This is a genomic window from Roseivivax sediminis, assembly GCF_900112685.1.
Classification (GTDB): domain Bacteria; phylum Pseudomonadota; class Alphaproteobacteria; order Rhodobacterales; family Rhodobacteraceae; genus Roseivivax; species Roseivivax sediminis.
On the sequence record NZ_FOMS01000004.1, the window covers coordinates 201,536 to 227,862 of the forward strand.

A 26,327-nucleotide genomic window follows, 5' to 3' on the forward strand; every position below is an offset into this window, starting at 1 on the left:
TGGCCCATGACCGACGCCCCCGTGACCACCGACCCCAACTGGATCTTCCTCAAGATCTATCTCGGCGAAGCGGTCGACCGCATGGACTGGATGATCGCCGAGGTCGCCCGGCTCACCGCCCGCCGCGACGATCTGCGGAAATGGTTCTTCCTGCGCTATATCGACGAGGACGGCATCCATGTCCGCCTGCGCGTGCTGCCCGCCGACGAGGCAAGCGCCGACAAGATCCGGGCGGACCTGATCGACTCCACCGCCGACCGCCTCAGCCGCATCCACGCCCAGCCGCCCGGCGATTACGCGCCGATGGTGTCGCTGCCCGGTTTCGAGGAGCAGATCGAGCAGGTCACCGCCGCCCACAACGACGTGCGCGTGGTCGAGGCCGCCTACGAGCCCGAGTACGACAAGTTCGGCGGCGCCGCCGGCATGCCCATCGCCGAGACGCTGTTCTTCCGCAGCTCCGAGATCGCCGCACGGCTGATCGAGCTCGACACCGACGGCGCGCTGTCGCGCAAGAGCCTGATCCCGCGCCTCATGCACGAGACCTTCGAGGCGTTCCGCCCCGGCACCGACCCCGCCACCTTCTGGCGCGAATATTCCTATTACTGGCTCGGGGCGCGGACACCCGCGGCCGAGGATTGGCGCGACCGTTTCGCCGAGAAGGCCGCCGACCTCGCCGCCGACGGGATCTCGCCGCTGGCGCCGCACGGCACCGCGCAGGGCAAGTTCGATGCGCTGGTCTCGGACTGGCGCACGGCGCTGGACGCCGCCGCCGCGGATTACGCCGCGCTCGGCGGACAGGCCGGGATCAACGCCGAGGTGCTCGCCTTCACCTTCGCGCACCTGATGAACAACCGCCTCGGCATCGCCAGCCTCGAAGAGGCATACATGGCCGCGCTGGTCGAGCAAGCGGCCGAGCCCGGGAAGGAAGCGGCATGAACCCGGTTCTCGACCTCGACATGGATCATCTGCGGGCGCGCTACCCCTTCCAGCGCCTGCTGATGCCGCAGGGCGGGCTTCTGTCGGGTGCCAGCAAGATGGCGCCCGACCGCGGATCGCCCGACCTGCACGTCGCCGTCACCGACATCGGCAACATGACCAAGGTCTTCCCGCATGTCATCAAGCCCGACGGCAACGACGTCGTGGACGAGCCGATGGGCGGCGCCGGCGCCGATCTCGACGAGGAGATGGCCTGGCTGCGCGCGGTCATGGAAGGCGCGGAACGCTACGCCAACATGGCCTATGAGAGCGAGGACGATTTCGTCGTCGCCAGCGGCAACGAGGTGGGTGAGCTGGGCATCGACCTCGACACCATCGCCCGCTGCTCGGACGCCGAATACGCCGACCCGGCCTGCCCGTTCAATCCGCCCGACAAGTCCCTGCCGATCCGCTGGACGCGTGGCTGGTCGCTCACCCACGAACGCGAGCGTTGGGTGCCGACGGTGATGACGCATCTCTACGCGCGCCCCTCGCGGAACGAACGGTTCTGGCAGGAGATCTCGACCGGGGTCGCGGCGCATGTCGACCTGTCCTCGGCGATCGTCTCGGCGCTCTGCGAGGTCATCGAACGCGACGCGCTGGCGATCCTGTGGCTGGCGCAACTGCCGCTGCCGCGGATCGAGGTGCCCGTGCCTCGTCCGCCGGCCCTGGCGGACAATCACCGGATGCTGGACCAGAGCCTCGTGCGGCAGCATTTCTTCGACGCCACCAGCGACCTCGAAGTGCCGACCGTCTATTCGCTGCAACTGGTCGAGAACCACCCGAAGCTGGCGCAATACGTCAACTGCGCCACCGGCTTCGATCCGGCAACGCTGGTGGCCAAGACGATCCGCGAGGCCGCGCCGGCCCGCCCCGTCCTGCAACAGCAGGCCAACATGCCCGAGAACTTCGACGATTACCGGGCCCTGTCGGACGGCGCGGGGATGCTCGGCCGCCCCGAATGGCGGCAGGCGTTCGACTTCCTCACCCGGTCGCCCAACAGCATCGCGCTCGGCGAGATGACCGCGCCCGGGGCGGAGCGGCCGGCCGATCAGGTCCGCTACATCCTCGACCGCCTCTCGGCGCAGGGCTTCGAGGCGGTGATCTGCGATCTGACCACCGACGAGCTGCGCGACATGGGCATCTGGGTCGTGCGCGCCGTGATCCCCGGCCTCATGCCGATGAGCGTCGTCCAGAAGGGCCGCTTCCTCGGCACTCCGCGGCTTTACGACTACCCGCGCCGCGCCGGGTTCGGCGCTCTGGACGAAGCCGACATCAACCCCCTGCCACAGCCGTTTGCATGATGAAGACACTGTATCTCACTCTCGGACCTTTCGGTGCCGCGGTCGCGGATCGCGCCGCCTGCCCCGAAGACATCGTCCGGCCGTTTCCGCACGACGCGGCCGACATCGCCGCCGCGCTCGACACGCTCTTCGCGGAGGCCGACTTCGTGGCCGTCGCCGCGTGGCGGCCCGACGCGGGCGGCTTCATGGCCGTCGAAGAGGCCGCGCGCCGCACCGGAACGCCGTGGAGCCTTGCGGTCCTGACCGGCACGCACCTGTCGGTCGGCCCGCTCACGCATCCGGGCCGTCCCGGCTGCTACGGCTGCCACGTCAAGCGCGCCGGCACGCATCATCGCGCGCCCGGCCGCCAGTCGGTGCTCGAGCAGTTCTACCGCAAGCACCCGGAGGCGGGGCCCGAGGGCTTCACCCGCCCGATGGTCTCGCTCGCCGCCAACGCGCTGAAGGGCGATGCGGCGGCGGGCCTGCACCAGGCCGGACGCCTGCGCATCGTCGACGTCCTGACCGGACAGGTCACCCTCACCAAGGTCCTGCCCGTCCATGGCTGCCCGAGCTGCTTTGCCGACCGGGCGCAGGCGCAGCCCGGCGCGCGCTTCGTCCGCGACCTCGCCCCGGCGCTTTCGGAGATCCTGAGATGAACCAGATGAACAGCATCAGCGCCGACGTGATCGGCGGCAGCTTCCTGAACGATGCCGAACTCGCGCTGCCCGAACGCCCGCGCGTGCCGCCCGAGATCCTGATGATCCCCTATGGCGCGCACGGCCTTCTGTTCGAGGGCGGCGACGGCAACCAGATCATCTCGGGACGCGGCGCGCGCAGCTTCATCCCGCGCCTCGTCGCCGTCCTCGACGGCACGCGCACCCTGCCCGAGATCCTCGCCGCGTTTCCGCGCGTCGACGATGCGAAGGTCTTCGGCGCGCTCGCGTTGCTCTACAGCCGCGGGCTGCTGGAGGACGGCCCCGGCGCGGCGGTGCCCGAGGCGCTGGAAGAGACGGCGCGATTCCTCGGCCGCTACATCGACGCCACGCGCGTCAACGGCAATCGCGGCGCGGCGCTGGACCGGCTGGCCGGGACGCGCGTGGCGCTGGCCGGACGCGGCGCCGCGTGGCTCGCCGAGGCGCTGGACGGCGCGGGTCTGGCCGCGCTCGACACGCCCGCGACGCCGGCGGACCTCGACTCGGGCACCGGCCTGCTGCTTACGCTCTTCTCCGGCCCCGAACCGGACGCGCAGGACTGGCTCGATGCGGCATGGAATGCCGGCATCCGCATCCTGCACGCGCATGTCGGCGCCGAGACGGCCGAGATCGGCCCGCTCTTCGTGCCGGGCGCCTCTGCCAGCCCGACCTGCTTTCGCCGCCTGCGCCCCGAGGCCCCCACCGGCACGCCGGCCGATCCGGGGTTCTGGGCCGGCACCTTGGCGATGTCGGCGCAGTCCCTCGTCAGCCGGATCGGCCGCGTGGAGCTTTTCGATCTGTGCCACGTTCACCAGGGCACGGCCTACGAGAGGTTGCAGCTCGCCCGGCTTCCCGGGTCCGAGGCGGCCGGGCTCGGCCATGTCGCGCCGCCCGAGACCGATCCGCACAACGTGGTCTGGCGGCTCCACAACGCCGCGAACGCGATGCCCCCGCGCGAGCTTCTGGTGCCGCGCGACCACCAGATGCACTACTCGGCCTCCAACATCTCGACCGCGCAGGAGAAGCCGGACCCGCATCATGGCGCGACGCCGATCGCACTGCCCGAGGACCGCCCGCTGACGGACGTCGCGCGCGATGCTCGGCTCGACCTGCCGACCCTCGGCACGATGCTGCGCCATGCCGCCGGCTACGACGCGGACGGCACCCGCATCGCCCCGAGCGCGGGCGGCCTCGGCTCCGCCAACCTCTATCTCGTGGCGCGGGACGTGCCGGGGCTGCCGCGCGGCGCGATGTGCCATTACTACGCTCCGGCGCACCGGCTCGACTACCTCGGGACCCTCACAGACGAGGAGCTTTCCGGCGCGCTTGGCGCCAGCGCCGAGGATCTGCCCGCCGCGCTTCTCGTCGGTGCCTCGGACACCGACAAGACGCAGAAGAAATACAACAACTTCGCCTTCCGCTTCGCCCAGCTCGATTGCGGCGTGGCGCGGGCCTACCTGACCGATCTGGCCGGCCATTACGGCCTGCCGGTGCGGGATTATCCCGGCCTGCGCGACCGCAGCATGGCGCTTCTGCTGAAGCTCGGCATCCGCGCCGACCAGGAGATCGTCGCCTTCGCCGCCGGACTGGGCGAGATGGCGCACACCGCGCGCCGCCCCCTGCCCGCGCTGCGCCCGTTCCAGGCCGTCACCCAGCTGATCGAGCTGTCGGCGCAGGACGGGCCGGTTTCGGCCCCGGCGGCGATCGTGCCTCCGGCGCCGGTCTGGAGCGCGGCAGACGATCCGGGGCATGTGCTGCGCACGCGGCGCTCGCGCCGGGTCTTCGATGGCGTCCCGCTCGGCTCGGCCGAGATCGGCCTGCTGTTCCGCGAGGCGCAGGTCATCGGCGACATCCTCGAGGCGACCGGCGCACGCCGTCTCAGACTGGGTTTCTGGGGCATCGCCGCCCGCACGGACGGCACCGCCGACATCCTGCGCCCCGGCGCGGACGCGCCGCAAGTTTTCCGGCCCGGCGTGGAGTTCGAACGGCTCGCGGATCTGACGATCCAGCCCAAGCTGATGGAAGCGCCCTTCGTGCTGCTCGTGACCGGAGATCTGCACGACGCCGTCGCACGGGCCGGCGCGCGTGGCTACCGCGACCTCGTCGGCCGTGCCGGTGCGATCGCGGGCCGGACGCTCAATGCCGCGTGGGCCGCGGGCATCTCGGGCTGCCCTTGGGGCGGGATGTGCGAATCCGGCTGGGGCCCGCTTCTGGACATTGACCGCTACACCGACTGCCCGCTCTTCGGGATCAGCTTCGGCCGCACCGGGGAGGAGACGCATGGCTGACATCGCATTCACCGACATGGCAGAGCCTGCCGCCGCGCCCTGCCTTGCCTTCAAGCCCGGCGTGGCCAAGGTCAAGCGCAAGAACACGACGGTGTTGGTGTCGCCCGAGGACGGCCGCTCGCTGCGCATCTCGAAACCGGCCGAGGCGCTGATCCCGCTGCTGGCCGAGGGCGCGGACAAGCCGCGATTGCGCGAGGCGCTGGCTGACCGCTACCCGACGACGCCGCGCATCACGCGGCAGCTCGACCGCTTCCTGACACAATTGCGCGACGCGGGAATGCTCGAGACCGGCATCGCCGCGCCGACGGCCGATCGGTTCGACGAGAAACCGGTCGCGAAGATCGCGCTCGTCGACGTGGGCCCGGCGGCCGAAGCCGTCGCCGGGGCGATCCGCAGCGTGCCGCCGCGGCTCGCCTGGCTTGCGCTCGCCGCGCTCGTCGGTGGCGCGGTCCTTTGTATCGGGCTTCTCGCGTTCGACGCGCGCATGCCGCACCCGTCCGATTTCGTGTTCGACTTCCATGTCGCCGGCGTCCTGACCTACGCGCTGATCGGCGTTCCGCTGCACGAGTTTGCGCACGCGGTCGCCTGCCGCCTGATCGGGGCGGAGGTCGGCAAGGCCGGCATCGTCGCCCACGGCTTCACGCCGGGACCCTATGTCGAGACCCGCGGCGTCTACCGCATCCGCAACCGCTGGCACCGCTTCGCCGTCCCGGCGGCCGGACCAGCGACCGATCTCGTCGCCGCCGGGGCCGGAGCCGCGATGGTTCTGCTGGCGGCGAACGCCGATGGCGGGCTCGCCCATGCGGGCCAGACGCTGATGCTGACGGCGCTGCTCTTTCTCGCCTTCAACACCAACCCGTTCATGCCCAGCGACGGCAGCCACATGGTCGAAGCCGTGCTCGACGATGAAATGGCGCGCAAATCGGCGCTGCGGCTGCGCGGCTCACCGCTCTCCGACCGGCGCGACGTCGCCTTCTACCGCGCCTACGCCTCGAGCCACCTGCAGGGCATCGCCTGCCTGCTTTGGTTCTGGTGGTTCTGACGCGTGCACCCCGGGAGGATGCCATGACATTCGAAGCGAGATCACTGCAACGGCCCGCCCACGTGGCACGCCCGAGCGTCGTCGCCCCCTTCGCACTCCTGCGCGCGGCGACCCTGCCCATGGGTGCCCTCGACCGCCTGCGGCTTCCGCACACCGAGAGGCTTCTCGCGCGGATCGCGCAGGCGCAGGCGCGGATGGAAACCGTGCGCGCCGAGGTCGAGGCCGCGCTGCACGGGCTCGTCCCGGCGCTGGAGACGGAAAAGAAGCTGCGCCGCGCGGCGGTGAACCTCAAGCGCGACGTGCACAACGGGCGCGGCTCCAAGCTGTCGGACGAGGTCATCGCCAAGATCGCCGGCCGCCTCGGGCACGGGCCCGCCAGCGACGCGCTGGAGGACTGGCGCGGCGCAGCGCGCGACTATTCCGGGGCGCGCACCGCGCTGGACGAAACCGTGACCGAGGAGACCCAGAGCGTCCTGCGACCGGCCCTGCGCGCCGCGCTCGACGTGCCTCATTTCGCCCGCGCCGTGGCGCTGTCCAGCCCCCGCACCGCCCGGATGGCGGCGAAGGAAAAGAAACTGCCCAAAACGGCATGGCCCGACAAGCTGGAGCGCTCGCTTCTGGGCTACATCGCACGGGCCAGCGCCAAGACCAGCCCCTTCTCAAGCTTCATGTCGGTGTCGACGATCGCCGTCGACACGGCATCGCCGGCGCCGCCCCCGCAGGCGTCCGAGGCGGACTATGACAGCATCGCCGCCGCCAACCGCGGGATCGCCGCGCAACTTGAGCGTCTCGGGCGCGAGACGGCTTTGCGCGCCTCCGGCGACCGGTTGACCGTCAACCCGACGCTGCGCTCTGTGCGCAACGGCCGCTTCGTCGCGCTCTGCAACGAGGATGTGACCATGGCGGGCCGCGGATGGAGCGAGCAGCGGCTCGCGCAGTTCCGCTTCGGCGCGGCCCTGGGCGAGACCCTGACACCGGGCCTGTCGGACGATTGGGACGGCTGGGCCGGACGGCTCGCCGCGGCGGGCGTGCCCCGCGACGACGCGGGCAAGATGATCTCCACGCTCCTGTCGCGCGGCGTTCTGACCGCGCAGCCGGTGATCGACGCCTTCACGGGCGATCCGCTGGATGCGCTGGCCGCGCATTGGCGCCACTGCGGAGACGACGCGCTGCACGCCGCCGCCTCGGACCTCGACACGATGGCAGACGCGGCCCGCGGCTTCGGCACGGCCGAGGGCAACGACCGCCTCGCCCGCCTCTCGCGGGTCGAGGAGACGGCCGCCGACCTGCGGAGCAGGCTTGCCGCCGGCGCACGCGCTCCCGACGCCCTGACCAACGCGGTGACCGAGGATTGCTGGCTCGGGAGCGCGGGCGGAACCCTCGGGGCCGATCTCATGGGGCCGCTGTCCGACCTCGACGACTTCCTGTCGTCGCAGGTCGCCGTGGCCCCGGCCTACACCCGCCTTGTCGAGGCTTTCGTGGAGACCTTCGGCGCGGGCGCCTCCTGCGATACGGTGGTGGAGTTCCTGACCGGCGCCGCGCCGCACCTTGTCGACATCCCCGAATTCGGCGCGCGGGTCGAGGAAACCCCGCCCGAGGCGGCGCCCGAAGGCGCGCGCATCCCGGTCACGGCCCATTTCCAGATCGCGCACGATGCGACGCGCGGCGATACGCAATTCGTGATGAACCGCGTCTTCGACGGCGCGGGCTGGCTCGCCGCGCGCTTCACCCGCGCGGACCATCCGCAGGCCGACCGCCTGACCGGCGCGCTGGAAGGCTGGCTCGCCACGGTCGCGGACGGGGCCGAGCCTGTGGATCTGCCGGTCGCCGCGCACGCGTCGGACCTTCAGGCCCACCGCCGCGTCACACACCGCGCGCTGGGCTGGCCGGGCGAGCCCCTCACGCTTGGGGAGGAGCGCATCGTCGATCCCGCAGCGCTCCGGCTTCACCACGACCGCGCGACCAACCTTCTGTCGCTCACCGACGCCGAGGGGCGCCCGATCAGCCTGCAATACATCGGCAACACCTTCCCCATTCCGACCTGGGGCGTGCGCTATGCGCTGTCGATCCTGTCGCGGCCATTCGCCGTGGCCCGGCCGAGCGTCGATGTGCCCTCGCTGGCCTCGGACGTTCCGGTTCATCCCCGCCCCGCACGGCGCCACGGCAAGGTGGTGCTGACCCGGCCGGGCTGGTGGGTCTCCTCGGCGCATATCCGCGAGACCTGGCTCGACGGCACGCCGGCCGAACAGCTTGTCGCCACGGCGCGCGACTGCGCGCGGCACGGCCTTCCGCCGTGCTTCTACGCGCAAATCCACGTGCCGATGCAGAACGCCTCGCTGGTCAGCCAGGACATGCTCGACGCCAACCGAAAGCCGATCTGGATCGACACCCGGAACCCGTTCTGGCTGGCCATGCTGGAGCGGCTCGCCCGCAAGGCGGAGTGGCTGGTGTTCAGTGCGCCCTGCCCCGGCCCGGACGCGCTCTGGTTCGAGGTCGCCGGGCACAGACACGTCAGCGAAATCCATCTCGAGATGCTGGTGCGCGCCGGACAGCGCCGCCGCGCCTCGGACTGAGAAAGGAGACGGCCATGACACTTCACGACCCCGAGATCGCCCTCAAGGCCACCGAACAGACGGACGCGGCGCCTCTGGTCGTCATCGACCGTGTCTCGCGCGCCTACCGCAAGGGCAAGGTCGCGGTCCCCGTGCTTGAGCGGCACGCGATGACCATCGCGGCCGGCGAAATGCTCGCGCTCGTGGGCGCGTCCGGCTGCGGCAAGACGACCCTTCTGAACCTGATCGGCGGCGCGGACCGCCCCGACGCGGGCGAGATCACGGTGGGCGAGACGCGCATCACCTCGCTCTCCGATGGCGCGCTGACGGATTGGCGCGGCCGGAACGTCGGTTTCATCTTCCAGTTCTACAACCTCCTGCCCGCCCTCTCGGCGCGCGCCAATGTCGAACTGCCGCTGCTGATCCACGATCTGCGGGCCGCCGAACGCCGGGCGCGCGTCGACAACGCCCTGAACCTCGTCGGCCTCGAGGACCGCGCCGACCACCGCCCCGAGGAGATGTCGGGCGGCCAGCAGCAGCGCGTCGCCATCGCGCGCGCCCTCGTGACCGATGCCGACCTGCTGCTCTGCGACGAGCCGACCGGCGATCTCGACCAGGATTCCGCGACCCGGATCATGGAGCTTCTGAGCCTTCTGAACGAGGAATTCGGCAAGACCATCGTCGTCGTCACGCACGACCCCAACGTCGCGGCCTATGCCGCCCGCACGGTGCGTCTGACGCGCCCCGAAGCCGTCTGAGGGAGGCCCGAACCGATGCGCCTTGTCTCGCTCATCCTCAGGAACGCCGCCCGCAGCCGCGCCCGGGTCGCGTTCACGCTCGGCTCGGTGGTCGTGGCCTTCCTGCTGCTCGGGCTCATGCTGCCGGTGCTGCGCGTGTTCGACAGCCGCGTCGACTTTGCCGATGCGAACCGTCTCATGGTGCTCAACAAGGCGTCGATGATGCGGCCGCTGCCGATCAGCTACGGCGACCGGATCGCCGAGCTCGACAACGTGTCGGACGTCGGGCACTTCACCTATTTCGGCGCGTCCTACCGCGATCCTGGCAACGAGATCCCGGCCATCGTCACCAATCCCGCGAAGTTCCCCGACCTGGTCGACGAGGTCGCCTTCCGCAACGAGGGCACGCTGTCGGACTGGCAATCCGACCCGTCGAGCATCGCCGTCGGGCGCGAGCTGGCCGACGAATACGGCTGGCAGGAGGGCGACCTCGTGCCGCTCTATTCCTCGATCTACACGCGGTCGGACGGCAACCCGGTCTGGACCTTCAGGGTCGGCACGATCTTCGACGGCGCGACCGAGGATTCGGTCACCAATTCGGTGGTGATCCCCTACGGCTTCTTCAACACCGAACGCAGCCGCGGCAAGGACACGGTGGGCTGGTATGCCGTCCGCATCGACGACGCCAATGCCGCCGAGACGACGGGCGAGGCCATCGACGCGGTCTTCGAGAATTCTCCGAACGAGACCGCGACCACCACCGAACGCGCCTTCGCCAAGAGCTTCCTCAACCAGATCGGCGACTTCAAGACGATGATCGGCGCGGCGCTGATCCTCGTCTTCTGGACGCTCGTCCTGATCACCGCGAACGCGCAGATGCAGTCGATCCGCGAACGCTTCGGCGATTTCGCAGTCATGCGCATCCTCGGCTTTCGCAAGCGCCGCATCGCCGGGATGATCCTGTCGGAGAGCCTGTTGATGATGTTCGCCGGCGGCGTGATCGGCATGGCCGTCGCCGCCGTCGCGGTCGCCATCGTCGCGGCGAACGGCGAGGCGCTTCTCGCGCTTCTGAAGCTCGACTGGCGCGACTGGGCCATCGGCGCGGGCCTCATGGCCGGCACCGGGCTGGTCGTGGCCGCCGTGCCCGCGACGCTCGCGGCGCGCCAGAAGATCACCGACGGACTGGCGGAGGCCCTGTGATGAAGACGTTCAAACGTATCCGCACCGCGCTTGTCATCTCGCTCAGGGGGCTGGGGCGGCGCTGGTGGGCCTCGCTCAACTCGGTCTTCGGCACCGCGGTCGTGGTCGCCGTCATGGTGGCGATCCTCGCCATCGGCGCGGGCTACAGCGAGGCCATGAAGATGGCCGAGGTGGACGACGCCTACATGATCCTCAAGGGCGGCGTGCGCTCGGAGATGGAAAGCACGCTCGAAGGGCCGGACGTGCGGCTGATCGAATCCGAACTCGGCGGCGACGCCGCGGCCGAGGTCTATGTCGTCACCTCCATCGAGGACAGCGAGGGCGAGCCGGTCAACGTCGCACTGCGCGGCATCGGCGCGGGGTCGGTCGACATACGTCCCGGCTGGACGCTGAGCGCCGGTCGAATGCCCCGAGAAGGCCGGCGCGAGATCGTCGTCGGCAAGCGCGCGCAGCAGCATTTCGGCGGCCTCGCCCTCGGCGACGCGATCCGGCTCGGCTCGGCCAGCTGGACGGTGGTCGGCATGTTCGAGACCGGCGGCTCGCTGACGGAATCCGAGATCTGGGCCGGCGCCACCCCCGTCCAGGACGCCTTCGACCGCCCCGACGCCTACCAGGTCGTCATCGCGACCCCGCAGGACGGCGAAAGCCCGCAGGACATGCAGGCCCGCATCAATCGCGACGACCGGCTGAGCGTGTCGGTGGTGAGCATGGCCGACTACTACGGCGAACAGGCCCGCGCGATGGAGCGATTCGTGTCGATCCTCGGATACGGGATCGGAAGCCTGATGGCGCTCGGCGCGATCTTCGCGGCGCTCAATACGGGCCTTGGCCACATAAAGACCCGCGCCAAGGAGATCGCGACATTGTCGATCCTCGGCTGGACCCGCAGTTCGTTGACCGTCGCCCTCGCGATCGAGACGGTGCTGATGACGGTCCTCGGCGGCCTCATCGGCGTGGCGCTGGTCCACCTGATCTTCGACGACCGGCTGATCTCCACCCTCTTCTTCGCCGAGGACTTCACCCAGATCGTCTTCGACTTCGAGGTGACGGCCGCGATCCTGTGGCAGGCGGTCGCGATGGCGGTGGTGATCGGCCTCTTGGGCTCGATCGGCCCGGCGATGCAGCTGCGCCGCCTGCCGGTCGCGCAGATCCTGCTGCAGCGGCGCTGAGGGAGGCACGACATGATCACGCTGCTCGGCCAACCCGCCAGCGCCGCCAAGGCGCATTTCGACGGCACCCACCGGACCCGCGCGCCCGAGGAGACCTTTGCCGACTACGCCCGGCACATGCCGGCAATGGGCATCACGCGGATCGGCAATGTCACCGGGCTCGACCGGATCGGCTTTCCGGTCTGCGTCGCGGTCCGCCCGAATGCCCGCGCCCTGTCGACCAGCCAGGGCAAGGGGCGCAGCCTGGCCGCCGCCCGGGTCTCGGCGCTCATGGAAGCGATCGAGACATGGCACGGCGAGCGCCCCGAGGGCGAGATCCGCATCGCGAGCCATGCCGAGCTGTCGCGCGAGGGCCCGGTGCCGCCGCTGCGCGATTTCCCGGTCCGGGCCGATGCGCACCTCTCCGAGCGCCACCCCATCCCGTGGATCCGCGGCTGGGACCTGATGGAAGAAGCGCCGGCATGGCTGCCGCTCGAGACGGTGTCGACCAATTTCGTGGAAGGCGGCAACCGGCCTGCCTTCCTGCGCTCCACCAACGGGCTCGCTTCGGGCAACCACGTACTCGAAGCGGTGGTGCACGCCCTCTGCGAGGTGATCGAACGCGATGCGCTGACGATGTCGGGGCTGCGCGGAAACCCGGTTCCGGTCGATCCGCAGAGCGTGCCGGACCCGGAACTGCGCCAGCTTCTGGACGAGCTGGCCGAAAAGGCGGTCGCGGTCTTCCTGACGGACCTGACCTGCGACACCGGCGTGCCCACCTTCTCGTGCGAGCTCATCGACGATCCCGAGAGCCCGGCCTGGCGGGCGCTGCCGCAGGTCGACGGCCACGGCACGCACCTCGACTACCGCGTGGCGCTCAGCCGGGCGGTGACCGAGGCGATCCAGGCCCGCGCGACGGTGATCTCGGGCAGCCGCGACGACCTGTTCCCGCAGGATTATCGCGACGCGGTCAGCATCGAGGACCAGCTGGCCCGCGTCGAGAACCGCAGCGCCGCCCCTCTGGCGACCGTCCGGACCGACGCGACCGCGAGTTTCGAGGGCGACCTCGCGCTGCTGCTGGATCGCCTGCGCGCGGTCGGCGTGCGGCACGTGCTGGCCTGCGACCTTCGCCGGTCCGAAATCGGCATCCCGGTGGTCAAGGTGGTCGTTCCGGGGCTCGAGCCGGTGCGCACCCCGTTCTATCAGCCGGGCCCGCGCGCCCGCGCGATCCTGAAGGAGGCCGCATGACCGGACCGATCCTCATCTTCCTCGGCCCGACCCTGGCCGTCGACGCCGCGCGACGGCATCTCGACGCCACATACCTGCCGCCCTGCCGCATGGGCGACGTGTTCCGGGCGCTCGAGACCCACCGCCCGCGGGCCATCGGCATCGTCGACGGCTATTTCGAGGCAACGCCGGCGGTATGGCACAAGGAGATCCTCTACGCGCTGTCGCAGGGGGTGGCGGTCTTCGGCGCCTCCAGCATGGGCGCCCTGCGCGCGGCCGAACTGCACCCGTTCGGGATGGAAGGCGTCGGCGCGATCTTCGAGGCCTTCGCGCACGGCGATCTGACGGACGACGACGAGGTGGCGGTGGCCCATGCCGAGGCGGCGGCGGGCTACGACCTCGCCTCCGATCCGATGGTCAATCTGCGCCGCGGGCTGGACCTCGCGAAGGGCGCGTCGGTGATCGCCGAAGACGACCGGACGCGGATCGTCGCCGCATTGAAGGCGCTGCCGTATCCGCAGCGCAGCTGGCAGGCCATCTGGGCCGGCGCGGGCGGCCTCGCGCAGGCCCGGCTGCGGGCGTTGCGCGACTTCGTCGAAACGACCGATTGCGACCTGAAGGCGCAGGACGCGCGCGCGCTTCTGGACCGGATCGCGGAATGGGACGGGGCCGGCCGCGCGGCGCCCAAGGCAGATCATTTCGACTTCGAGCCGACCCTCTTCTGGGAGGAACTGATGCGGCTCAACCGCCCCGAGGAGGCGACCGGCGGTGACGGCGGGCAGCGATTGCTCGACCATGTCCGCGTCTCGCCGGGCCGGGAGGCCGCGCTGTCGGGCGCGCTTTTGCACCATCTGGTCACGGATGCCGTGCGGCGGCTCGGCGTCACGGTTCCGGACGACCGCGTGGTTCTTGCCCGCTTCCGCCGCAAGCGGGGGCTGACCTCGCCTGCGGCCCTCGGGACCTGGATGGCCGACAACCGGATCGACCAGGCCGGGTGCCTCGACCTTGCGCGATACGAGGCACAGGTGCGGGCGCTTCTCCAGCGCACCATGCCGAGCCTCGGACCGGATGTCGCGGCCGCCCTGCGCGTGGCCGGAACCTACCCCGCGGCAGAGGCCGGCGCGCGGCGCACCGAGACGCATCTTGCGCGCGCGGGCATCGACGATCCGGGGCCGGACCACGTGGACGCGCTGGAGCCGGTGCTGGCCGACTACCAGCGCCGGACCGGACCTGTTCACACCGACCTCGACACCCACGCGGCCGAGCTTGGCTTCGGGTCGACGCGCCACTTCCTCCGGGCGCTGATCGGCGCCCATCTCGCAGCGGAATCCGAGGAGGCCGACGATGACACACCTGCCAGACAGCACGCGTGAGGCGCCGCGCAGGACCGAGCCCACCGGCGGGGCCTTCCGCAGCTATTCGGAAGCCGAGCGCGCCCGCATGCGCGGTATATTGCAGGACATGGGCACGCGCACGTCCTCGGCCGGGGCCGCGCCCGGCGGGCCGTCCCCCGACGGTCCGGCCCGGCCCCGGCGCGGTCTGCGCCGCATCGGATGGGCCGCGCTGGCGGGTGCGGCGGTCGCGGGGGTCTGGGCGTTCGCGCCGTCCCCCGACAGGATCGTCGCGGCCGCCGAAACCCGGCTGGCCGCCCTGATCGGCCCCGCCGAGCCGCCGGCAGACCCGGCCCCCGCGCAGCCGGCCGACCCGGCGGCCGAGCCGGGCGCCGCCGCACCGCCGCCCCCGGCGGCGGCCCCGACCCCGACGCTCGAGGCCAGCGGCAAGGTTGTCGCCCGCCGCGAGGCGACACTGTCGAGCGATCTGACCGGCCGGCTGGCCGAACTGCTCGTCTCCGAGGGTGACAGGATCGAGGCCGGCGACCCGGTCGCCCGTCTCGACGCCGAAGCGGCCGAGGCGCAGCTTGCCATCGCCAGCGCCAACGTCGCGGCGGCCGAGCAGGAGCGCGCCGTGGTCGCCGCCGAACTCGCGGCCATGGAGGACGACCTCGCCCGGACCCGGACCCTCACCGAACGTGGCGTGTCGTCGAAACAGGCCCTGAGCGAGTTGCAGGGCCAGCACGCCGTGCTCGAGGCGCGGGCCGCCTCCAACGACAGCCGGATCGACGTCCAGCGGCGGCAGCTCGAAGCGATGCGGCAAGACCTCGACAACACGCTGATCCGCGCGCCCTTCGACGGCGTGATCACCGAGATCACCGCCAATGTCGGCGAGATCGTCTCGCCCGTGTCCTCGGGCGGCTATACCCAGTCAGGCATCGCCACCGTGGTCGATCCCGGCTCCATCGTCGGCGAGGTCGACGTGAACGAGCAGTTCCTGTCGAAGGTGCGCCCGGGCCAGCCGGTCGAGATGACGGTGCCGGCCTGGCCCGACCGCACCTTTGCCGGCTCTGTCGACCTGATCACGCCCGTCGTCGACGACAGCACCGCCGCGGTCGAGGTCACGGTCGCCTTCGACGACGTGCCCGCCAGCGTCTATCCGGGAATGCGCCTCGATGTCGCGTTCCTCTCCGGTCCCGAAGAAAGCTGATCCGCGCCTTCCGCGGTTCGGACTATCCCCAGAAGGAGACCCGACATGATCTTCACCCGACGAAGCCTGTGCTGCGCGTTGACTGCCGCCCTCGCACTGTCCCATGTCGCACGGGCGGCCCCGCAGCTGGACGGCATGGACACCTTCGAGACCGATCGCATCACCATCGACAGCACGTCCGGCCCGGGACCGGACGTGATCCTTCTGCCCGGCCTCGCCACCCCGGGCGAGGTCTGGGACGGGGTCGTCGCGGATCTCGACGGACGCGCGCGGACCCATGTCGTGAACGTCAAGGGGTTCGGCCACGGCGACGGAGCCGCCAACGCGGCGGGCGACCTGATGGCGGGCGTCCTGTCGGACATCGCCGTCTTCACACGCGACCGCGGGCTCGACCGGCCGGCGCTCGTGGGGCACAGCCTCGGCGGCACGCTTGCGCTGCAGGCGGGGATCGAGACGCCGGATCTTTACGGCAGGCTCATGGTGGTCGACGCGCTGCCTTTCGTGGCGCTGCTCTTCGATCCCGGCGCGACGAAGGACAGCGTCGAGGAACAGGCCGCCTCCATGCGCGACCGGATGGCCGAGGCGCCGGCCGGCGCGAACGCGGAGGCGACCGCCGAGCGCTATGCAATCGGCGAGGACGCACAGAAGCGCGTCGCGGAGTGGATCGCGGCCTCGGATCCGCAGACCGTCGCGCAGGCCTTCTACGAGGACATGCAGACCGACCTGCGGCCCGCCCTCTCGGACATCGTCGCGCCGGTCCACTTAATTGTGCCGGTGCCGCCCGAGGCAGAAGGGCGAGACTTCCCCGCACAGTATGAGTCGCTTTACGGCGACGTGTCCAACTTCACCCTGCATCCGGTCGAGGAGGCTCGCCACTTCGTCATGCTTGATCAGCCAGACAGGATGACGGCGCTGATCGAGGACTTCCTTAAGCTCTCTGACTAGGGGTCTTGAATCACACGACGGGTGACCCCGGCAGACCAAAGCAACGTCCCCGGTATCATCATCATGCGTGCATTTGGGGCGGCGCGACGCACTGTCGTCGTCAAGCTTGATCGGCCGGAGGGAATAACGGCGCGTTCCGAAGACTTCCTCACCCTTGCCGACCAATATGCGTCAGCCGCGCCGGGTGTTCCGGACGACTCGAGGATGGGCGCCCGCGTCGCGACACGCTACGATAGGTGCCCGTAGGTCTCTTGTCGGCTATCGCTTCCGCTGCGCCTGTCGTCTTCCGGCTTTGAACGGCAATGAGCCTGGAGCGAACGATGGCGGGCCGGTGGAGGCGCCACAGTGAAGTCGATCCGGAGGGTGCCGTGCCGGTCGTACCGCTGGGTGGCCTCCACCGCGAAGACATCGCGGATCAGCCCGGGTGTCAGCGTACCAGCCGGCAGGCCCTGAGTGACCAGCCGCCCCCGGTCCAGAACCGCGATGCAGTCGCAGAAGGCCGCGGCATGATCGAGATCGTGCAGGGCGATCACGCAGGTTGTCCGGAGGCTCCGCAGCAGGTCGAGCAGTTCGAGCTGATGGCGGATGTCCAGGTGGTTCGTGGGCTCGTCGAGCAGGATCTCGCGCGGCTCCTGGGCGAGGGCGCGCGCCACCTGGACGCGCTGGCGCTCTCCGCCGGAGAGTGTGGACCAGGACTGGCCCGCACGGCCCGTCATGCCGGTCGTCTCGAGCGCGGCGGCCACCGCCGCCTCGTCGGCCGGTGTCCAGCCGCCCCAGGCGCCGCGATGGGGCGTGCGCCCCAGGCTGACCACGTCCCGCACGCGCAGTTGCATCTCGGTCGCGGAATGCTGCTCCACGAAGGCCAGCCGCCGGGCGAGCTCGGCGCGGCGAACCCTGCTGACCGGGCGCCCGTCCAGCAGCACGTCGCCCGCATCCGGGCGGCGCAGCCCGCCGAGCAGGCGCAGCAGGCTGGACTTGCCGGAGCCGTTCGGACCGACGAGCCCCAGCACACCTCCCGCCGGCGCCGTGACGCTCACGCCGTTGAGGATGCGCCGTCCTCCGGCGCTCCAGCTCACATCCCGGGCCGCGAGCGTCATGAGGTCCTTCGCGACCGCCAGAGGATCGCCACGAAGGCGGGTGCTCCGAAAAGCGCCGTCACCACGCCGATCGGCAGGACCTGCCCCGGAACCACGGTGCGCGAGAGCACGTCCGCCCCAACCATGAAGACCGCCCCGGCCAGCACCGTCGCCGGGATCAGTCGCTCGTGACCCGGACCGACAAGGAACCGAGTGGCATGGGGGACGACGAGCCCGACGAAGCCCACCGCTCCGATCAGGCTCACCATGGCGGCGGTGAGGAAGGCGGTGATGGCGAAGAGCTCGACCCGGACCTTGCCGGTCTCGATGCCGAGCGCCGCGGCGGCGTCCTCGCCAAAGGCGAAGGCATCGAGCGCCCGCGCGCGGCGCAGGCAGAGCAGGCCGCAGATCAGCACCACCGGCACCGCCAGCCCGGCGTCGGGCCAGCGGATGCCCCCGAGGCTGCCCAGCAGCCAGAACATGATGCCGCGGGTCTGCTCTGCACTCGCCGAGGTCGTGACGATGAAGGAGGTCGCGGCGTTGAAGAGTTGCGAGCCGGCGATCCCCGCGAGGATGATCCGCTCGGTACCGCCTCCCGTACCCGTCGCGAGCAGGGCGACGAGCCCGAAGGCCGCCGCGGCACCGCCAAAGGCCCCGAGGGTGAGAGACACCGCGCCGGCACCCACGCCGAGGATAATCACCATGACCGCGCCGGTGGAGGCCCCGGCCGCTATGCCCAGCAGATAGGGCTCGGCCAGCGGGTTGCGCAACAAGGCCTGGAGGACGCAGCCGCAGAGGGCAAGCGCCCCGCCCGCCGCGGCGGCCACCACCGCGCGGCTCAGGCGATAGTGCCAGACGATGCCTTCCCGGATCGGGTCCACCGTCAGGTCGAGCCCGAAGATCTGGCGTCCCAGTACCTTGAGGATCGCCGGCAGCGGAATGCGCACGTCACCGATCGAGATGGCTGCAGACCCGGCGGCGAGCAGTGCGGCTCCGGCCAGCAGCAGGAACCACCCCAGCGGGAAGCGGCGGCGGGGATAGCTCACCGCGTGAGGCCGAGGGCCGAGATGGCCTCAGCCAGCCGGGCCACGCCGTCGATCGCGCGCAGCGTAGGATTCATGGCATGGGCGTCGAGCTCCACCAGCCGGCCATCGTGCACCGCGGTCATCTGGCTGGTGAGTGGATCGGTCTCGAGGAATTCGCGCTTGAGAGCCACATTGTCAGCCGGCTGGTTCCGCCGCTTCATCGTGCCCAGAACGATCACGTCCGGATCGTGGTCGGCAATGGTTTCCCAGCCCACGAGCGGCCATTCCTCGTGGCTGTCGACGACATTGCGCAGACCGATCACGTTCGAGATCCACTGAGGCGCGCCGTAGCCGCCGGCCAACCAGGCCTCGCCGTCGATTTCGGGCGAAGAGAACCAGTAGACGACCGAGATCTCCTCGGCCGCCAATGCCTCGGCGTCCCGGGCCGCGGCGGCTTCGCGCTCCCGGCTATCGGCGATCAGGGCCTCGCCCTCCGAAGGCACACCGCCGATATCTGCCAGCTCCGCGACCTCCCGGTAAAGCAGGTCCGAACTCCACGCCTCGGACCGGGCGCCGTCACCAGAGGCGGCGCCGAACTCGCTCTTGGCGCATTCCGCAGGCGAGACGTAGACGGGAATGCCGAAATCCTCGAACTGTGCGAAGGTTCCGACGCGCCCCTGCTCAGGCCCGATGTCGTTGATCCACTGGACGGCGACCATGTCGGGCCTCGTGCCGACAACCGCCTCGAAGCCAGGCGTATTCTCGGCAATCCTCGGCAGGTTCGCCCCCGCTTCGGCAAGCTCCCCGGGCAGGTCACTGACCCAGGTCGCGGTTCCGGCGATCCGGTCGGCCAGCCCGAGCGAGAGCAGGATCTCGGTGGTGCCCTGCCCGATAGAGACGATGCGCTCGGGGGCTTCGTCGAATTCCAGCGTGCGGCCGCAATTCTCGATTGTCACGGCGGCACCGCCGACCTGCGCCAGCGCGGGAAACGCCAGGCCGGCGGCCATCAGGAGGGAAAGGCCGCCCACGGCGACCGGGATGTACTTGGTCATGTCTGGTCCTTCTCCGGACGCCCCGCCCGGATCGGTTGCGGTGACAGGCCGTGCCTCATGCCTCGGCCCGGAACGGCAGGTCTCCTGACTCGTGGCCTGTCGCGCCCCGATCCGCCTTCCCGCGCAGTGCGCGCAGTGGCTCCGGCATCGGCCGGAAGGAACGGAGCGGCCACTTACAGTTGCGGGGGCAGTCCCGGACTTGCGCCGAAGGGGCGCGCACCGGATTCCCTTTTGATCCCGAAGGAGCCGTTCCCGACCGGTTGAATAGTCTCTGCGTGGTGCTGTCAACGAGTTCGCGGCGCGGAGGCTCGGCTTGAAGGGAGATTGACCCCGCTCCGACAGACGCGCTGCGTAATCCCGGGGAGCCTCGGAAAATGCGTTCTATTCCATGGGGATGCTTGCGGTGTCGGCAGCATCCCCCGCATCGGGCACCGGTCTCGCGCGCAATTGGACCGGCGCCCATCGCCCGGCCAGGACGGGCATTCGCTTGACACGCTCGACGCTTCAGTACTAGCGTGTTCGACATGATGCACATGTTCAACATACTGAACGATCGATGAGTTCGGGTCGTGGCTCGGAGAGGGTGCTCCTCCTGCTGGAGTGGATGGCGGAACAACCGGATTCCGTGTCCCTGGCGGCGGCAAGTGCGGCCCTTGGTGCGCCGAAATCGAGCGTTCTCAACCTGCTCAGGATGCTCGTCGACATGGGCTATGCAGAGAAGGCGTCTGAGCACAGCTACCGCCTGATCCGGCTGCCCGGAGAGGTCGGATCCGGTCGTGCGATGCACGGCACGCTCCTTCGGCAGACCCGGCCTGCGCTCGAAGCCGCCGTGCAGCACTCGCAGGAAAGCGGCTTCGTCGCGGTCCTGGAGGACGGCCAGGTCCGATATCTGTGCAAGGTCCTGCCGGACCGGGAAATCCGCTACGACCGAGACATCACGGTCTTGAGAAACCCGTTTCGCGTGAGCAGCGGCATCGTCCTGCTGACCGGTCTCGAGAACACGGCACTGACTGCCGCCGCACGGACTGCGGAGGCTCATGGCTACGGCGATCCCGCGAACCTCGTCGAACGGGTCGCCGAAGCGCACCGCGACGGCTACGCCGTGACCCGCCGCGGCGTCGTCGAGGGTGCGGCCGGTGTAGCCGCGCCGATCTACGGCCCGAACTACGAGGTCGTTGCGGCACTCAACATTGCGGGGCCGGCGGACCGGCTGGCGGACCATCTGACCGACATCATCGACATCACGACCACCAGCGCACGGGCCGCAAGCGCGGCCCTCGCGCGCCGCTCATGACATGACGGCGCATACCGGAGTGCACGAGACGCGCTCCACGAACCAGTCTCCGAGGGAGGATACCTTGACCAAGATCACACTGACCGGAAGCATCGGTCTTGCAGGCATCGGTCTGATCGCACTCGCCGGCCCGATCGCCGCACAAGAGTTCCCCGAGCGCCCGATCGAGTTCGTCGCGGGCTACGGTCCCGGCGGTGGCCACGACACCATGCTGCGCACGATGGCGCGGCTGATCGAAGAACAGGATCTTGTCGATGTGCCGATCAACGTCGTGAACAAGGAAGGCGGCAGTTCCGCCGTGGCGATGGGCTACCTGAACGCCCGCGCGGGCGATCCGCACTACCTGATGTCGATCACCTCATCGCACATCGCAACGCCGCTCACCTCGAACATCGGGCTGGATTACTCCGATTTCACCCCGATCGCCCGGCTCGGCATCGACCCCGAACTGCTGGTGGTGAACGCGAGCAGCGACTTCGAAAGCCTCGAGCAACTCATGCAGGCCGAAGACACGCTCAATGTCGGCGGTACCGCCACGGGCAGCATTGAGCACATCGTGACAATGCAACTCGCCGAAGCGACCGACCTCGACCTGAACTTCATCCCGTTCCAAGGGGACGGCGAGGTTGTGACGGCGCTCCTGTCGAACCAGATCGATCTTGCGATCGCGAACCCGGGCCCGGTCGCGGATTATCTGGACAGCGACCAGTTCCGCGCGCTGGCGATCAGCACGGAAGAACGGATCGACAACCTGCCCGACGTACCGACCTTTACCGAGCAGGGTGTCGACATCACGATCAGCCTGTTCCGTGGCCTGACAGCGGCGCCGGACATCTCGGACGAGGCGCGCGCGGCATTGACCGAAATGGTGACGACGCTCTTCGAGACCGAGCAATGGCAGGACGAGTATATCGAACCGAATGCCGTCGTTCCGCTCGTGATCACCGGCGAGGAGTTTGCCGACTACCTCGGCAAAACCGAAGAGGTCTATCGCGAGACCTTGGGTGAACTGGACATGCTGAGCCAGTAAGGTATGCGCCCGGCCCCGGAAACGACGGGCCGGGCATCCCACAGACAGCGATACCGCTCAAACTCGCCGGAGGTTTCCATGCGAGCGTCCGAACTCGTCCTACTGGTGACGATTGCCGGCTTCTCGGCCGTGCTTTGCGTCCAAAGTCTCGAATTCCGCTACACGTCGGCGCAAGGTTTCGGGCCGGGCTTCGTGCCCATGAACTTTGCAATCGCCACACTGGTCCTCGGTCTTTTGATCATGCTGAAGTCGCGAAAAGCGACCTCCGACGCGACGGCCCCGTCTGCCATCGGTGAAAGATTCAGGGCCGCCCTTCCCGCAGTCGCGGCGGCGGCGCTCCTCTTCGCCGCGACATATGTCATGCATCTCGGATCGGTCCTGCTGCCGCTGTTCGCGGTCATGGTCGTCATTTCGCTGACCATGCTGGGGCATTCGCTGATCCGGGCTCTCCTGCTCAATGCAATCACGCTCGCAGCCGTGTTCGCCATCTTCAATCTCTGGCTGAACATTCCGGTCACCTGATCAGAAAGGCGCTTTCCACATGGAAGCTCTAAGCAACCTGATGATTGGGTTCGGCGAAGTGCTGACCCCATTCAACATCGCCATCATCTTTGCCGCGGGCCTCATCGGAACCGTCGTTGGCGCACTTCCCGGTCTCGGACCGTCCGCGGGCATCGCCCTGATGCTCCCGCTGACCTTCGGCATGAGCGAGGCGTCCGGCCTGTGCCTGCTGACCGGCGTCTACATGGGCACGATGTATGGGGGCCGGATCACCGCGATCCTGATCAACGCCCCCGGCGATGCGCCGGCCATCATCACCGCCCTCGAAGGCTATCCGATGATGCAGAAGGGCCGCGGCGCCATGGCGCTCGGCATTTCCGCCGTCGCGTCCTTCGTAGGGGGTCTCTTCGGGCTCGCGGTGCTCATCTTCCTGGCCCCTGTCATCGCCTCCTACGCCATCTACCTCGGCGCCCCGGAATACTTCCTGCTGATGGCGGTCGGACTCGCCACGGTCATGCTTCTGGCAGGCGACAGCATGCTCAAGGCGTTCTTCGTGACATGCCTCGGCGTTCTGGTCAGCACCTTCGGCAGTGACTACGTCTCCGGCCAGATCCGCTTCGCCTACGTGCCGGAACTCATCGAGGGCATCGATTTCGTCGCGATCATCATTGGCCTCTACGGCCTCGGCGAGGTTCTCTACAATCTCGAGAAGAAGGTGAAGCTCGAACTCGGCAAGCCGCGGTTCAGCATCCGGGAATTCGTGCCCGGTCGAAGCGAACTCGGCGAGGCCGCGGCTCCGACGATGCGCGGCTCGGTCCTCGGAACGCTGATCGGGATCGTTCCGGGCGCCGGTGCGACCGTGGCGACCTTTCTCGATTACGCACTGGAAAAACGGATTTCGAAGCGGCCGGAGAATTTCGGAAAAGGCGAAATCAGCGGCCTGGCCGGCCCGGAGGCCACAAACAACGCCGCGGTTCCCGGCTCGCTCATTCCGCTGATCACGCTTGGCATTCCCGGGTCCGGCGGAACCGCCATCATGCTCGGCGCGCTGATCATGTTCGGGATGAGGCCGGGGCCTCTCCTGATGACGACGTCGGGCGACATCGTGTGGGCCATGATCGCGGGCCTCGTGCTGGCCAACTTCTTCCTGCTGCTGTCGAACATTCTGCTGATCCCGGTCTTCATCAACCTGCTGCGGACCATTCAGAACAATCTGGCAAACGTCGTCATAGCGCTCTGCGTGGTTGGCGCCTTCTCCCTGAGCTACAGCCCCTTCAACATCTGGATCATGCTGATCTTCGGCGTGCTGGGGTACCTGTTCAAGAAGAACGACTATCCGACCGGACCGTTCATTCTGGCGGTCGTTCTGGCGCCACTCGCCGAGAACTACTTCCGCCAGGCGGTGATGCTGGGCCAGGGCAGCGCCGCGATCTTCGTCGAGCGGCCGATCTCTCTCACCATCCTCATCCTGATGGTCCTTATCGTCGCGGGGTCGGTTTTCGGTCGCCTTCGGGCCCGGAAGCTTCGCGAGATGCGCAACCCCGAAGAATGAAAGAGACACCATGAGCTGGCAGAAATTCACTTTCGACGACACCACCGGAGGTCCGATGGCAGGCGTCCGGGTCGTGGATCTATCGCGCCTCGTGGCCGGGAACATGGCCTCGCTGCAACTGGCGGATTTCGGGGCCGACGTCATCAAGGTCGAACCGCTCCCGACGGGTGATCCGCTCAGGGCCTGGAAGCAAAGCGGAACGTCGACGTTCTGGAAGGTCTACGGGCGAAACAAGCGGAGCATCGGGGTGGACTTCCGAAAGGAGGGCGCGATCGATCTGCTCAGGAAGCTGATCGCAACCGCAGACGTGCTGATCGAGAGCTTTCGTCCGGGCACCCTGGAAAAGATGGGGCTCGGACCGGATGTTCTGCACGAACTGGCCCCGGGCCTCGTGATCCTTCGGGTTTCCGGTTTCGGTCAGACCGGCCCCTACTCGTCCCGTCCGGGCTTCGGCACTCTCGTCGAAGGCATGTCCGGCTTTGCATCCCGAAACGGGGAGGAAGGCGGTGATCCCCTGCTTCCCCCGCTCGCGCTCGCGGACATGATCGCCGGGATATACGGCTCGAACGCGGTTCTGATGTCTTTGCGCGCCCGCGAAGCCACGGGCCGTGGGCAGGTCGTCGATCTCGGATTGCTGGACGCTATGACCTCCGTGCTCGGCCCGGAGGCCCTGGACTTCCAACTCTCGCAGAAACCGAAGCCGAGACTTGGCAACGGTTCCAACCAGTCGAGCCCGCGCAACGTCTACCAGGCGAAGGACGGCGGCTATATCGCGCTCTCCGCCTCCATGCAGAAGACCGCGGAGCGCGTCTTCCGGTGCATCGGCCGGGAGGACCTGATCGACCATCCGGACTACTGCAACAACGAACGGCGCGTGGCTCGCAGGGGTGAAGTGGACCGGATCGTCGGCGACTGGATCGGCGCCCGCACGACCGAGGACGTCCTGACCGTTTTCGACGAAAACGGAATAACCGCGGCGCCCGTCTACGACATGTCCGACATATCCTCGGACCCCCACTTCCGCGATCGAGGAATATACGTGGCGCTGCCCGACGATGAACTGGGATCCGTGTCGATGCACGCACCGGTGCCCCGATTGTCGGCCACACCCGGAGCCTTCCATCGCCCCGCACCGTCAATCTCCGAACATGCGCATCAGGTACTTGCGGACACCGGCATGGACGCACAGGAGGTTGCCGACCTGATGGAACGCGGCGTCGTCGGGAGGGCCCCGGAATGAAGGGCAAGGCAGCGACGTGGCGCTCCCTCCTCTATGTGCCCGGCAATAACGAACGGTTCATCGCGAAGGCCCAGAGCCGCGGAGCCGATGCGATCATCCTGGACCTGGAGGACAGCGTGCCTTCCGATCGCAAGGAAGACGCTGTCAAGCTCGTGTCCGAATGGCTCCCGTCCCTTGCAGCGGGACCATCCGACATCTGTATCCGGGTCAATGGGGACCTGCTTCAACTGGCCCGGGACCTGCGTCTGCTCGGCCGCCAGGGCGTCTCGGCGATCCTTCTGCCGAAATGCGACGATGCCGGGAAAGTGCGGTTGGTGGCGGAGGCGTTGGATCTGCTCGACCCGGCGGGCCACGTCGGTATCGTTCCCCTGCTCGAAAGCCCCGAAGGCCTCAACAATGCCCACGCGATCGCCGCGGCATGCGATCGCGTGTGTGCACTTCTTCTCGGCAGCGAGGATTTCGCCGCAATTTGCGGGATCACCCCGTCCGAAGCCACGCTGCTCGGCGCCAAACAGCAGATCGTCTACGCGGCGCGCGCCGCCGGCATTGCGCCGCTAGGACTTCTCGACAGCATCGCCGCCTACGCGGGCCATGACATCGGCGCTTTGGCCGCAAGATCGTCGGCTTTCGGGTTTTCGGGCGCGACCGCAGTTCATCCTGACGCCATAGCCCCGCTGAACAGAGGCTTCGCACCGAGCGACGAAGACATCGAATGGGCAAAGTCGGTCGTGATTGCCATGGAGGATGCCGCGCACCGGGGTCTCGGGGCGGTCTCGCTCGGCGGCAAGATGATCGACAAGCCTATCGCGGACCGCGCCAGGTCGACCCTTGCTCGCCAAGACGCTTTCCGTGGCAAGCGCTGAACTCCGCCGGCTCGGCCCGGTCGATAACAGCGACATCTGCGAGTCCACGGCCTGCCCTGTGACG

Annotated in this window: 22 protein-coding genes and 1 riboswitch; of the genes, 19 read left to right on the plus strand and 3 right to left on the minus strand. The window is 68.9% G+C overall.

Annotated features, from left to right (window positions below):
* Positions 1-6: 6 nt before the first annotated feature.
* The 13 genes from F3H57_RS08325 to F3H57_RS08385 are packed head-to-tail and all read left to right on the plus strand — an operon-like array spanning position 7 to position 16,630.
* Positions 7-936, plus strand: a complete 930-nt coding sequence (locus F3H57_RS08325) for a thiopeptide-type bacteriocin biosynthesis protein (RefSeq protein ID WP_188129635.1) — start codon at positions 7-9, stop codon at positions 934-936.
* Entirely contained in the window at positions 933-2,279 is a 1,347-nt protein-coding gene (locus F3H57_RS08330; protein WP_149755442.1) for a YcaO-like family protein, read from the plus strand. The genes F3H57_RS08325 and F3H57_RS08330 overlap by 4 nt, the downstream gene beginning before the upstream one ends.
* The gene (locus F3H57_RS08335) at positions 2,276-2,914 is read left to right on the plus strand and encodes a TOMM precursor leader peptide-binding protein (protein ID WP_149755443.1); all 639 of its coding nucleotides are present in this window, start codon (positions 2,276-2,278) and stop codon (positions 2,912-2,914) included. Before F3H57_RS08330 ends, F3H57_RS08335 begins: the two co-directional genes overlap by 4 nt.
* Complete coding sequence (locus F3H57_RS08340; protein WP_149755444.1) at positions 2,911-5,238, plus strand: nitroreductase family protein; 2,328 nt, start codon at positions 2,911-2,913, stop codon at positions 5,236-5,238. The genes F3H57_RS08335 and F3H57_RS08340 overlap by 4 nt, the downstream gene beginning before the upstream one ends.
* Positions 5,231-6,280 carry a PqqD family peptide modification chaperone gene (locus F3H57_RS08345; RefSeq protein ID WP_149755445.1) on the plus strand — a complete coding sequence of 350 codons (1,050 nt, stop codon included), beginning with the start codon at positions 5,231-5,233 and terminating at the stop codon, positions 6,278-6,280. Before F3H57_RS08340 ends, F3H57_RS08345 begins: the two co-directional genes overlap by 8 nt.
* A 23-nt stretch (positions 6,281-6,303) precedes the next feature.
* On the plus strand, positions 6,304-8,853 hold the full coding sequence (locus tag F3H57_RS08350) for a lantibiotic dehydratase (RefSeq protein ID WP_149755446.1): 2,550 nt from the start codon (positions 6,304-6,306) through the stop codon (positions 8,851-8,853).
* Positions 8,854-8,867: 14 nt separating this feature from the next.
* The gene (locus tag F3H57_RS08355; RefSeq protein WP_149755447.1) at positions 8,868-9,590 is read left to right on the plus strand and encodes an ABC transporter ATP-binding protein; all 723 of its coding nucleotides are present in this window, start codon (positions 8,868-8,870) and stop codon (positions 9,588-9,590) included.
* Positions 9,591-9,605: 15 nt separating this feature from the next.
* Positions 9,606-10,769 (plus strand): ABC transporter permease, encoded by a 1,164-nt coding sequence (locus F3H57_RS08360; protein ID WP_149755448.1) that lies wholly within the window; start codon positions 9,606-9,608, stop codon positions 10,767-10,769.
* Positions 10,769-11,938 (plus strand): ABC transporter permease, encoded by a 1,170-nt coding sequence (locus tag F3H57_RS08365; RefSeq protein ID WP_149755449.1) that lies wholly within the window; start codon positions 10,769-10,771, stop codon positions 11,936-11,938. Before F3H57_RS08360 ends, F3H57_RS08365 begins: the two co-directional genes overlap by 1 nt.
* A gap of 12 nt (positions 11,939-11,950) precedes the next feature.
* On the plus strand, positions 11,951-13,165 hold the full coding sequence (locus F3H57_RS08370; RefSeq protein ID WP_149755450.1) for a YcaO-like family protein: 1,215 nt from the start codon (positions 11,951-11,953) through the stop codon (positions 13,163-13,165).
* Positions 13,162-14,517, plus strand: a complete 1,356-nt coding sequence (locus tag F3H57_RS08375) for a TfuA-like protein (protein WP_149755451.1) — start codon at positions 13,162-13,164, stop codon at positions 14,515-14,517. The genes F3H57_RS08370 and F3H57_RS08375 overlap by 4 nt, the downstream gene beginning before the upstream one ends.
* Positions 14,489-15,685: an efflux RND transporter periplasmic adaptor subunit gene (locus tag F3H57_RS08380; protein WP_149755452.1), complete on the plus strand. Its 1,197-nt coding sequence runs from the start codon at positions 14,489-14,491 to the stop codon at positions 15,683-15,685. Before F3H57_RS08375 ends, F3H57_RS08380 begins: the two co-directional genes overlap by 29 nt.
* A gap of 45 nt (positions 15,686-15,730) precedes the next feature.
* A complete protein-coding gene (locus F3H57_RS08385) occupies positions 15,731-16,630 on the plus strand; it encodes an alpha/beta fold hydrolase (RefSeq protein WP_149755453.1) in 900 nt (299 codons plus the stop codon).
* 227 nt (positions 16,631-16,857) lie between these two features.
* On the opposite strand, the gene F3H57_RS08390 is transcribed toward F3H57_RS08385, so the two are convergent.
* The 3 genes from F3H57_RS08390 to F3H57_RS08400 are packed head-to-tail and all read right to left on the minus strand — an operon-like array spanning position 16,858 to position 19,783.
* Positions 16,858-17,727 (minus strand): ABC transporter ATP-binding protein, encoded by an 870-nt coding sequence (locus F3H57_RS08390; RefSeq protein ID WP_149755454.1) that lies wholly within the window; start codon positions 17,725-17,727, stop codon positions 16,858-16,860.
* Complete coding sequence (locus F3H57_RS08395) at positions 17,724-18,752, minus strand: FecCD family ABC transporter permease (RefSeq protein WP_223163013.1); 1,029 nt, start codon at positions 18,750-18,752, stop codon at positions 17,724-17,726. Before F3H57_RS08395 ends, F3H57_RS08390 begins: the two co-directional genes overlap by 4 nt.
* Positions 18,749-19,783 carry an ABC transporter substrate-binding protein gene (locus F3H57_RS08400; protein WP_223163014.1) on the minus strand — a complete coding sequence of 345 codons (1,035 nt, stop codon included), beginning with the start codon at positions 19,781-19,783 and terminating at the stop codon, positions 18,749-18,751. Before F3H57_RS08400 ends, F3H57_RS08395 begins: the two co-directional genes overlap by 4 nt.
* 57 nt (positions 19,784-19,840) lie before the next feature.
* Positions 19,841-20,049: riboswitch (cobalamin riboswitch) on the minus strand.
* A 317-nt stretch (positions 20,050-20,366) separates the two neighbouring features.
* On the opposite strand from F3H57_RS08400, the gene F3H57_RS08405 reads away from it, so the two are divergent.
* The 6 genes from F3H57_RS08405 to F3H57_RS08430 all read left to right on the plus strand — a co-directional run bounded on the left by F3H57_RS08405 (position 20,367) and on the right by F3H57_RS08430 (position 26,263).
* Positions 20,367-21,077, plus strand: coding sequence for an IclR family transcriptional regulator domain-containing protein (locus F3H57_RS08405; protein ID WP_188129636.1), 711 nt, complete (start codon positions 20,367-20,369; stop codon positions 21,075-21,077).
* A gap of 64 nt (positions 21,078-21,141) precedes the next feature.
* Positions 21,142-22,107, plus strand: coding sequence for a Bug family tripartite tricarboxylate transporter substrate binding protein (locus F3H57_RS08410; RefSeq protein ID WP_149755456.1), 966 nt, complete (start codon positions 21,142-21,144; stop codon positions 22,105-22,107).
* A gap of 78 nt (positions 22,108-22,185) precedes the next feature.
* Positions 22,186-22,629 carry a tripartite tricarboxylate transporter TctB family protein gene (locus F3H57_RS08415; RefSeq protein ID WP_188129637.1) on the plus strand — a complete coding sequence of 148 codons (444 nt, stop codon included), beginning with the start codon at positions 22,186-22,188 and terminating at the stop codon, positions 22,627-22,629.
* 19 nt (positions 22,630-22,648) lie between these two features.
* On the plus strand, positions 22,649-24,160 hold the full coding sequence (locus F3H57_RS08420; RefSeq protein WP_149755458.1) for a tripartite tricarboxylate transporter permease: 1,512 nt from the start codon (positions 22,649-22,651) through the stop codon (positions 24,158-24,160).
* 10 nt (positions 24,161-24,170) lie between these two features.
* Complete coding sequence (locus F3H57_RS08425; RefSeq protein ID WP_149755459.1) at positions 24,171-25,400, plus strand: CaiB/BaiF CoA transferase family protein; 1,230 nt, start codon at positions 24,171-24,173, stop codon at positions 25,398-25,400.
* Positions 25,397-26,263 carry an HpcH/HpaI aldolase/citrate lyase family protein gene (locus F3H57_RS08430; RefSeq protein WP_149755460.1) on the plus strand — a complete coding sequence of 289 codons (867 nt, stop codon included), beginning with the start codon at positions 25,397-25,399 and terminating at the stop codon, positions 26,261-26,263. Before F3H57_RS08425 ends, F3H57_RS08430 begins: the two co-directional genes overlap by 4 nt.
* Positions 26,264-26,327: the final 64 nt, after the last annotated feature.

Excerpts from the sequence above, each read along its gene's own strand:
- F3H57_RS08325 (WP_188129635.1), top strand. The coding sequence starts at position 7 with ATGACCGACGCCCCCGTGACCACCGACCCCAACTGGATCTTCCTCAAG.
- F3H57_RS08330 (WP_149755442.1), top strand. The coding sequence starts at position 933 with ATGAACCCGGTTCTCGACCTCGACATGGATCATCTGCGGGCGCGCTAC.
- F3H57_RS08335 (WP_149755443.1), top strand. The coding sequence starts at position 2,276 with ATGATGAAGACACTGTATCTCACTCTCGGACCTTTCGGTGCCGCGGTC.
- F3H57_RS08340 (WP_149755444.1), top strand. The coding sequence starts at position 2,911 with ATGAACCAGATGAACAGCATCAGCGCCGACGTGATCGGCGGCAGCTTC.
- F3H57_RS08345 (WP_149755445.1), top strand. The coding sequence starts at position 5,231 with ATGGCTGACATCGCATTCACCGACATGGCAGAGCCTGCCGCCGCGCCC.
- F3H57_RS08350 (WP_149755446.1), top strand. The coding sequence starts at position 6,304 with ATGACATTCGAAGCGAGATCACTGCAACGGCCCGCCCACGTGGCACGC.
- F3H57_RS08355 (WP_149755447.1), top strand. The coding sequence starts at position 8,868 with ATGACACTTCACGACCCCGAGATCGCCCTCAAGGCCACCGAACAGACG.
- F3H57_RS08360 (WP_149755448.1), top strand. The coding sequence starts at position 9,606 with ATGCGCCTTGTCTCGCTCATCCTCAGGAACGCCGCCCGCAGCCGCGCC.
- F3H57_RS08365 (WP_149755449.1), top strand. The coding sequence starts at position 10,769 with ATGAAGACGTTCAAACGTATCCGCACCGCGCTTGTCATCTCGCTCAGG.
- F3H57_RS08370 (WP_149755450.1), top strand. The coding sequence starts at position 11,951 with ATGATCACGCTGCTCGGCCAACCCGCCAGCGCCGCCAAGGCGCATTTC.
- F3H57_RS08375 (WP_149755451.1), top strand. The coding sequence starts at position 13,162 with ATGACCGGACCGATCCTCATCTTCCTCGGCCCGACCCTGGCCGTCGAC.
- F3H57_RS08380 (WP_149755452.1), top strand. The coding sequence starts at position 14,489 with ATGACACACCTGCCAGACAGCACGCGTGAGGCGCCGCGCAGGACCGAG.
- F3H57_RS08385 (WP_149755453.1), top strand. The coding sequence starts at position 15,731 with ATGATCTTCACCCGACGAAGCCTGTGCTGCGCGTTGACTGCCGCCCTC.
- F3H57_RS08390 (WP_149755454.1), bottom strand. The coding sequence starts at position 17,727 with ATGACGCTCGCGGCCCGGGATGTGAGCTGGAGCGCCGGAGGACGGCGC.
- F3H57_RS08400 (WP_223163014.1), bottom strand. The coding sequence starts at position 19,783 with ATGACCAAGTACATCCCGGTCGCCGTGGGCGGCCTTTCCCTCCTGATG.
- F3H57_RS08415 (WP_188129637.1), top strand. The coding sequence starts at position 22,186 with ATGCGAGCGTCCGAACTCGTCCTACTGGTGACGATTGCCGGCTTCTCG.
- F3H57_RS08420 (WP_149755458.1), top strand. The coding sequence starts at position 22,649 with ATGGAAGCTCTAAGCAACCTGATGATTGGGTTCGGCGAAGTGCTGACC.
- F3H57_RS08425 (WP_149755459.1), top strand. The coding sequence starts at position 24,171 with ATGAGCTGGCAGAAATTCACTTTCGACGACACCACCGGAGGTCCGATG.
- F3H57_RS08430 (WP_149755460.1), top strand. The coding sequence starts at position 25,397 with ATGAAGGGCAAGGCAGCGACGTGGCGCTCCCTCCTCTATGTGCCCGGC.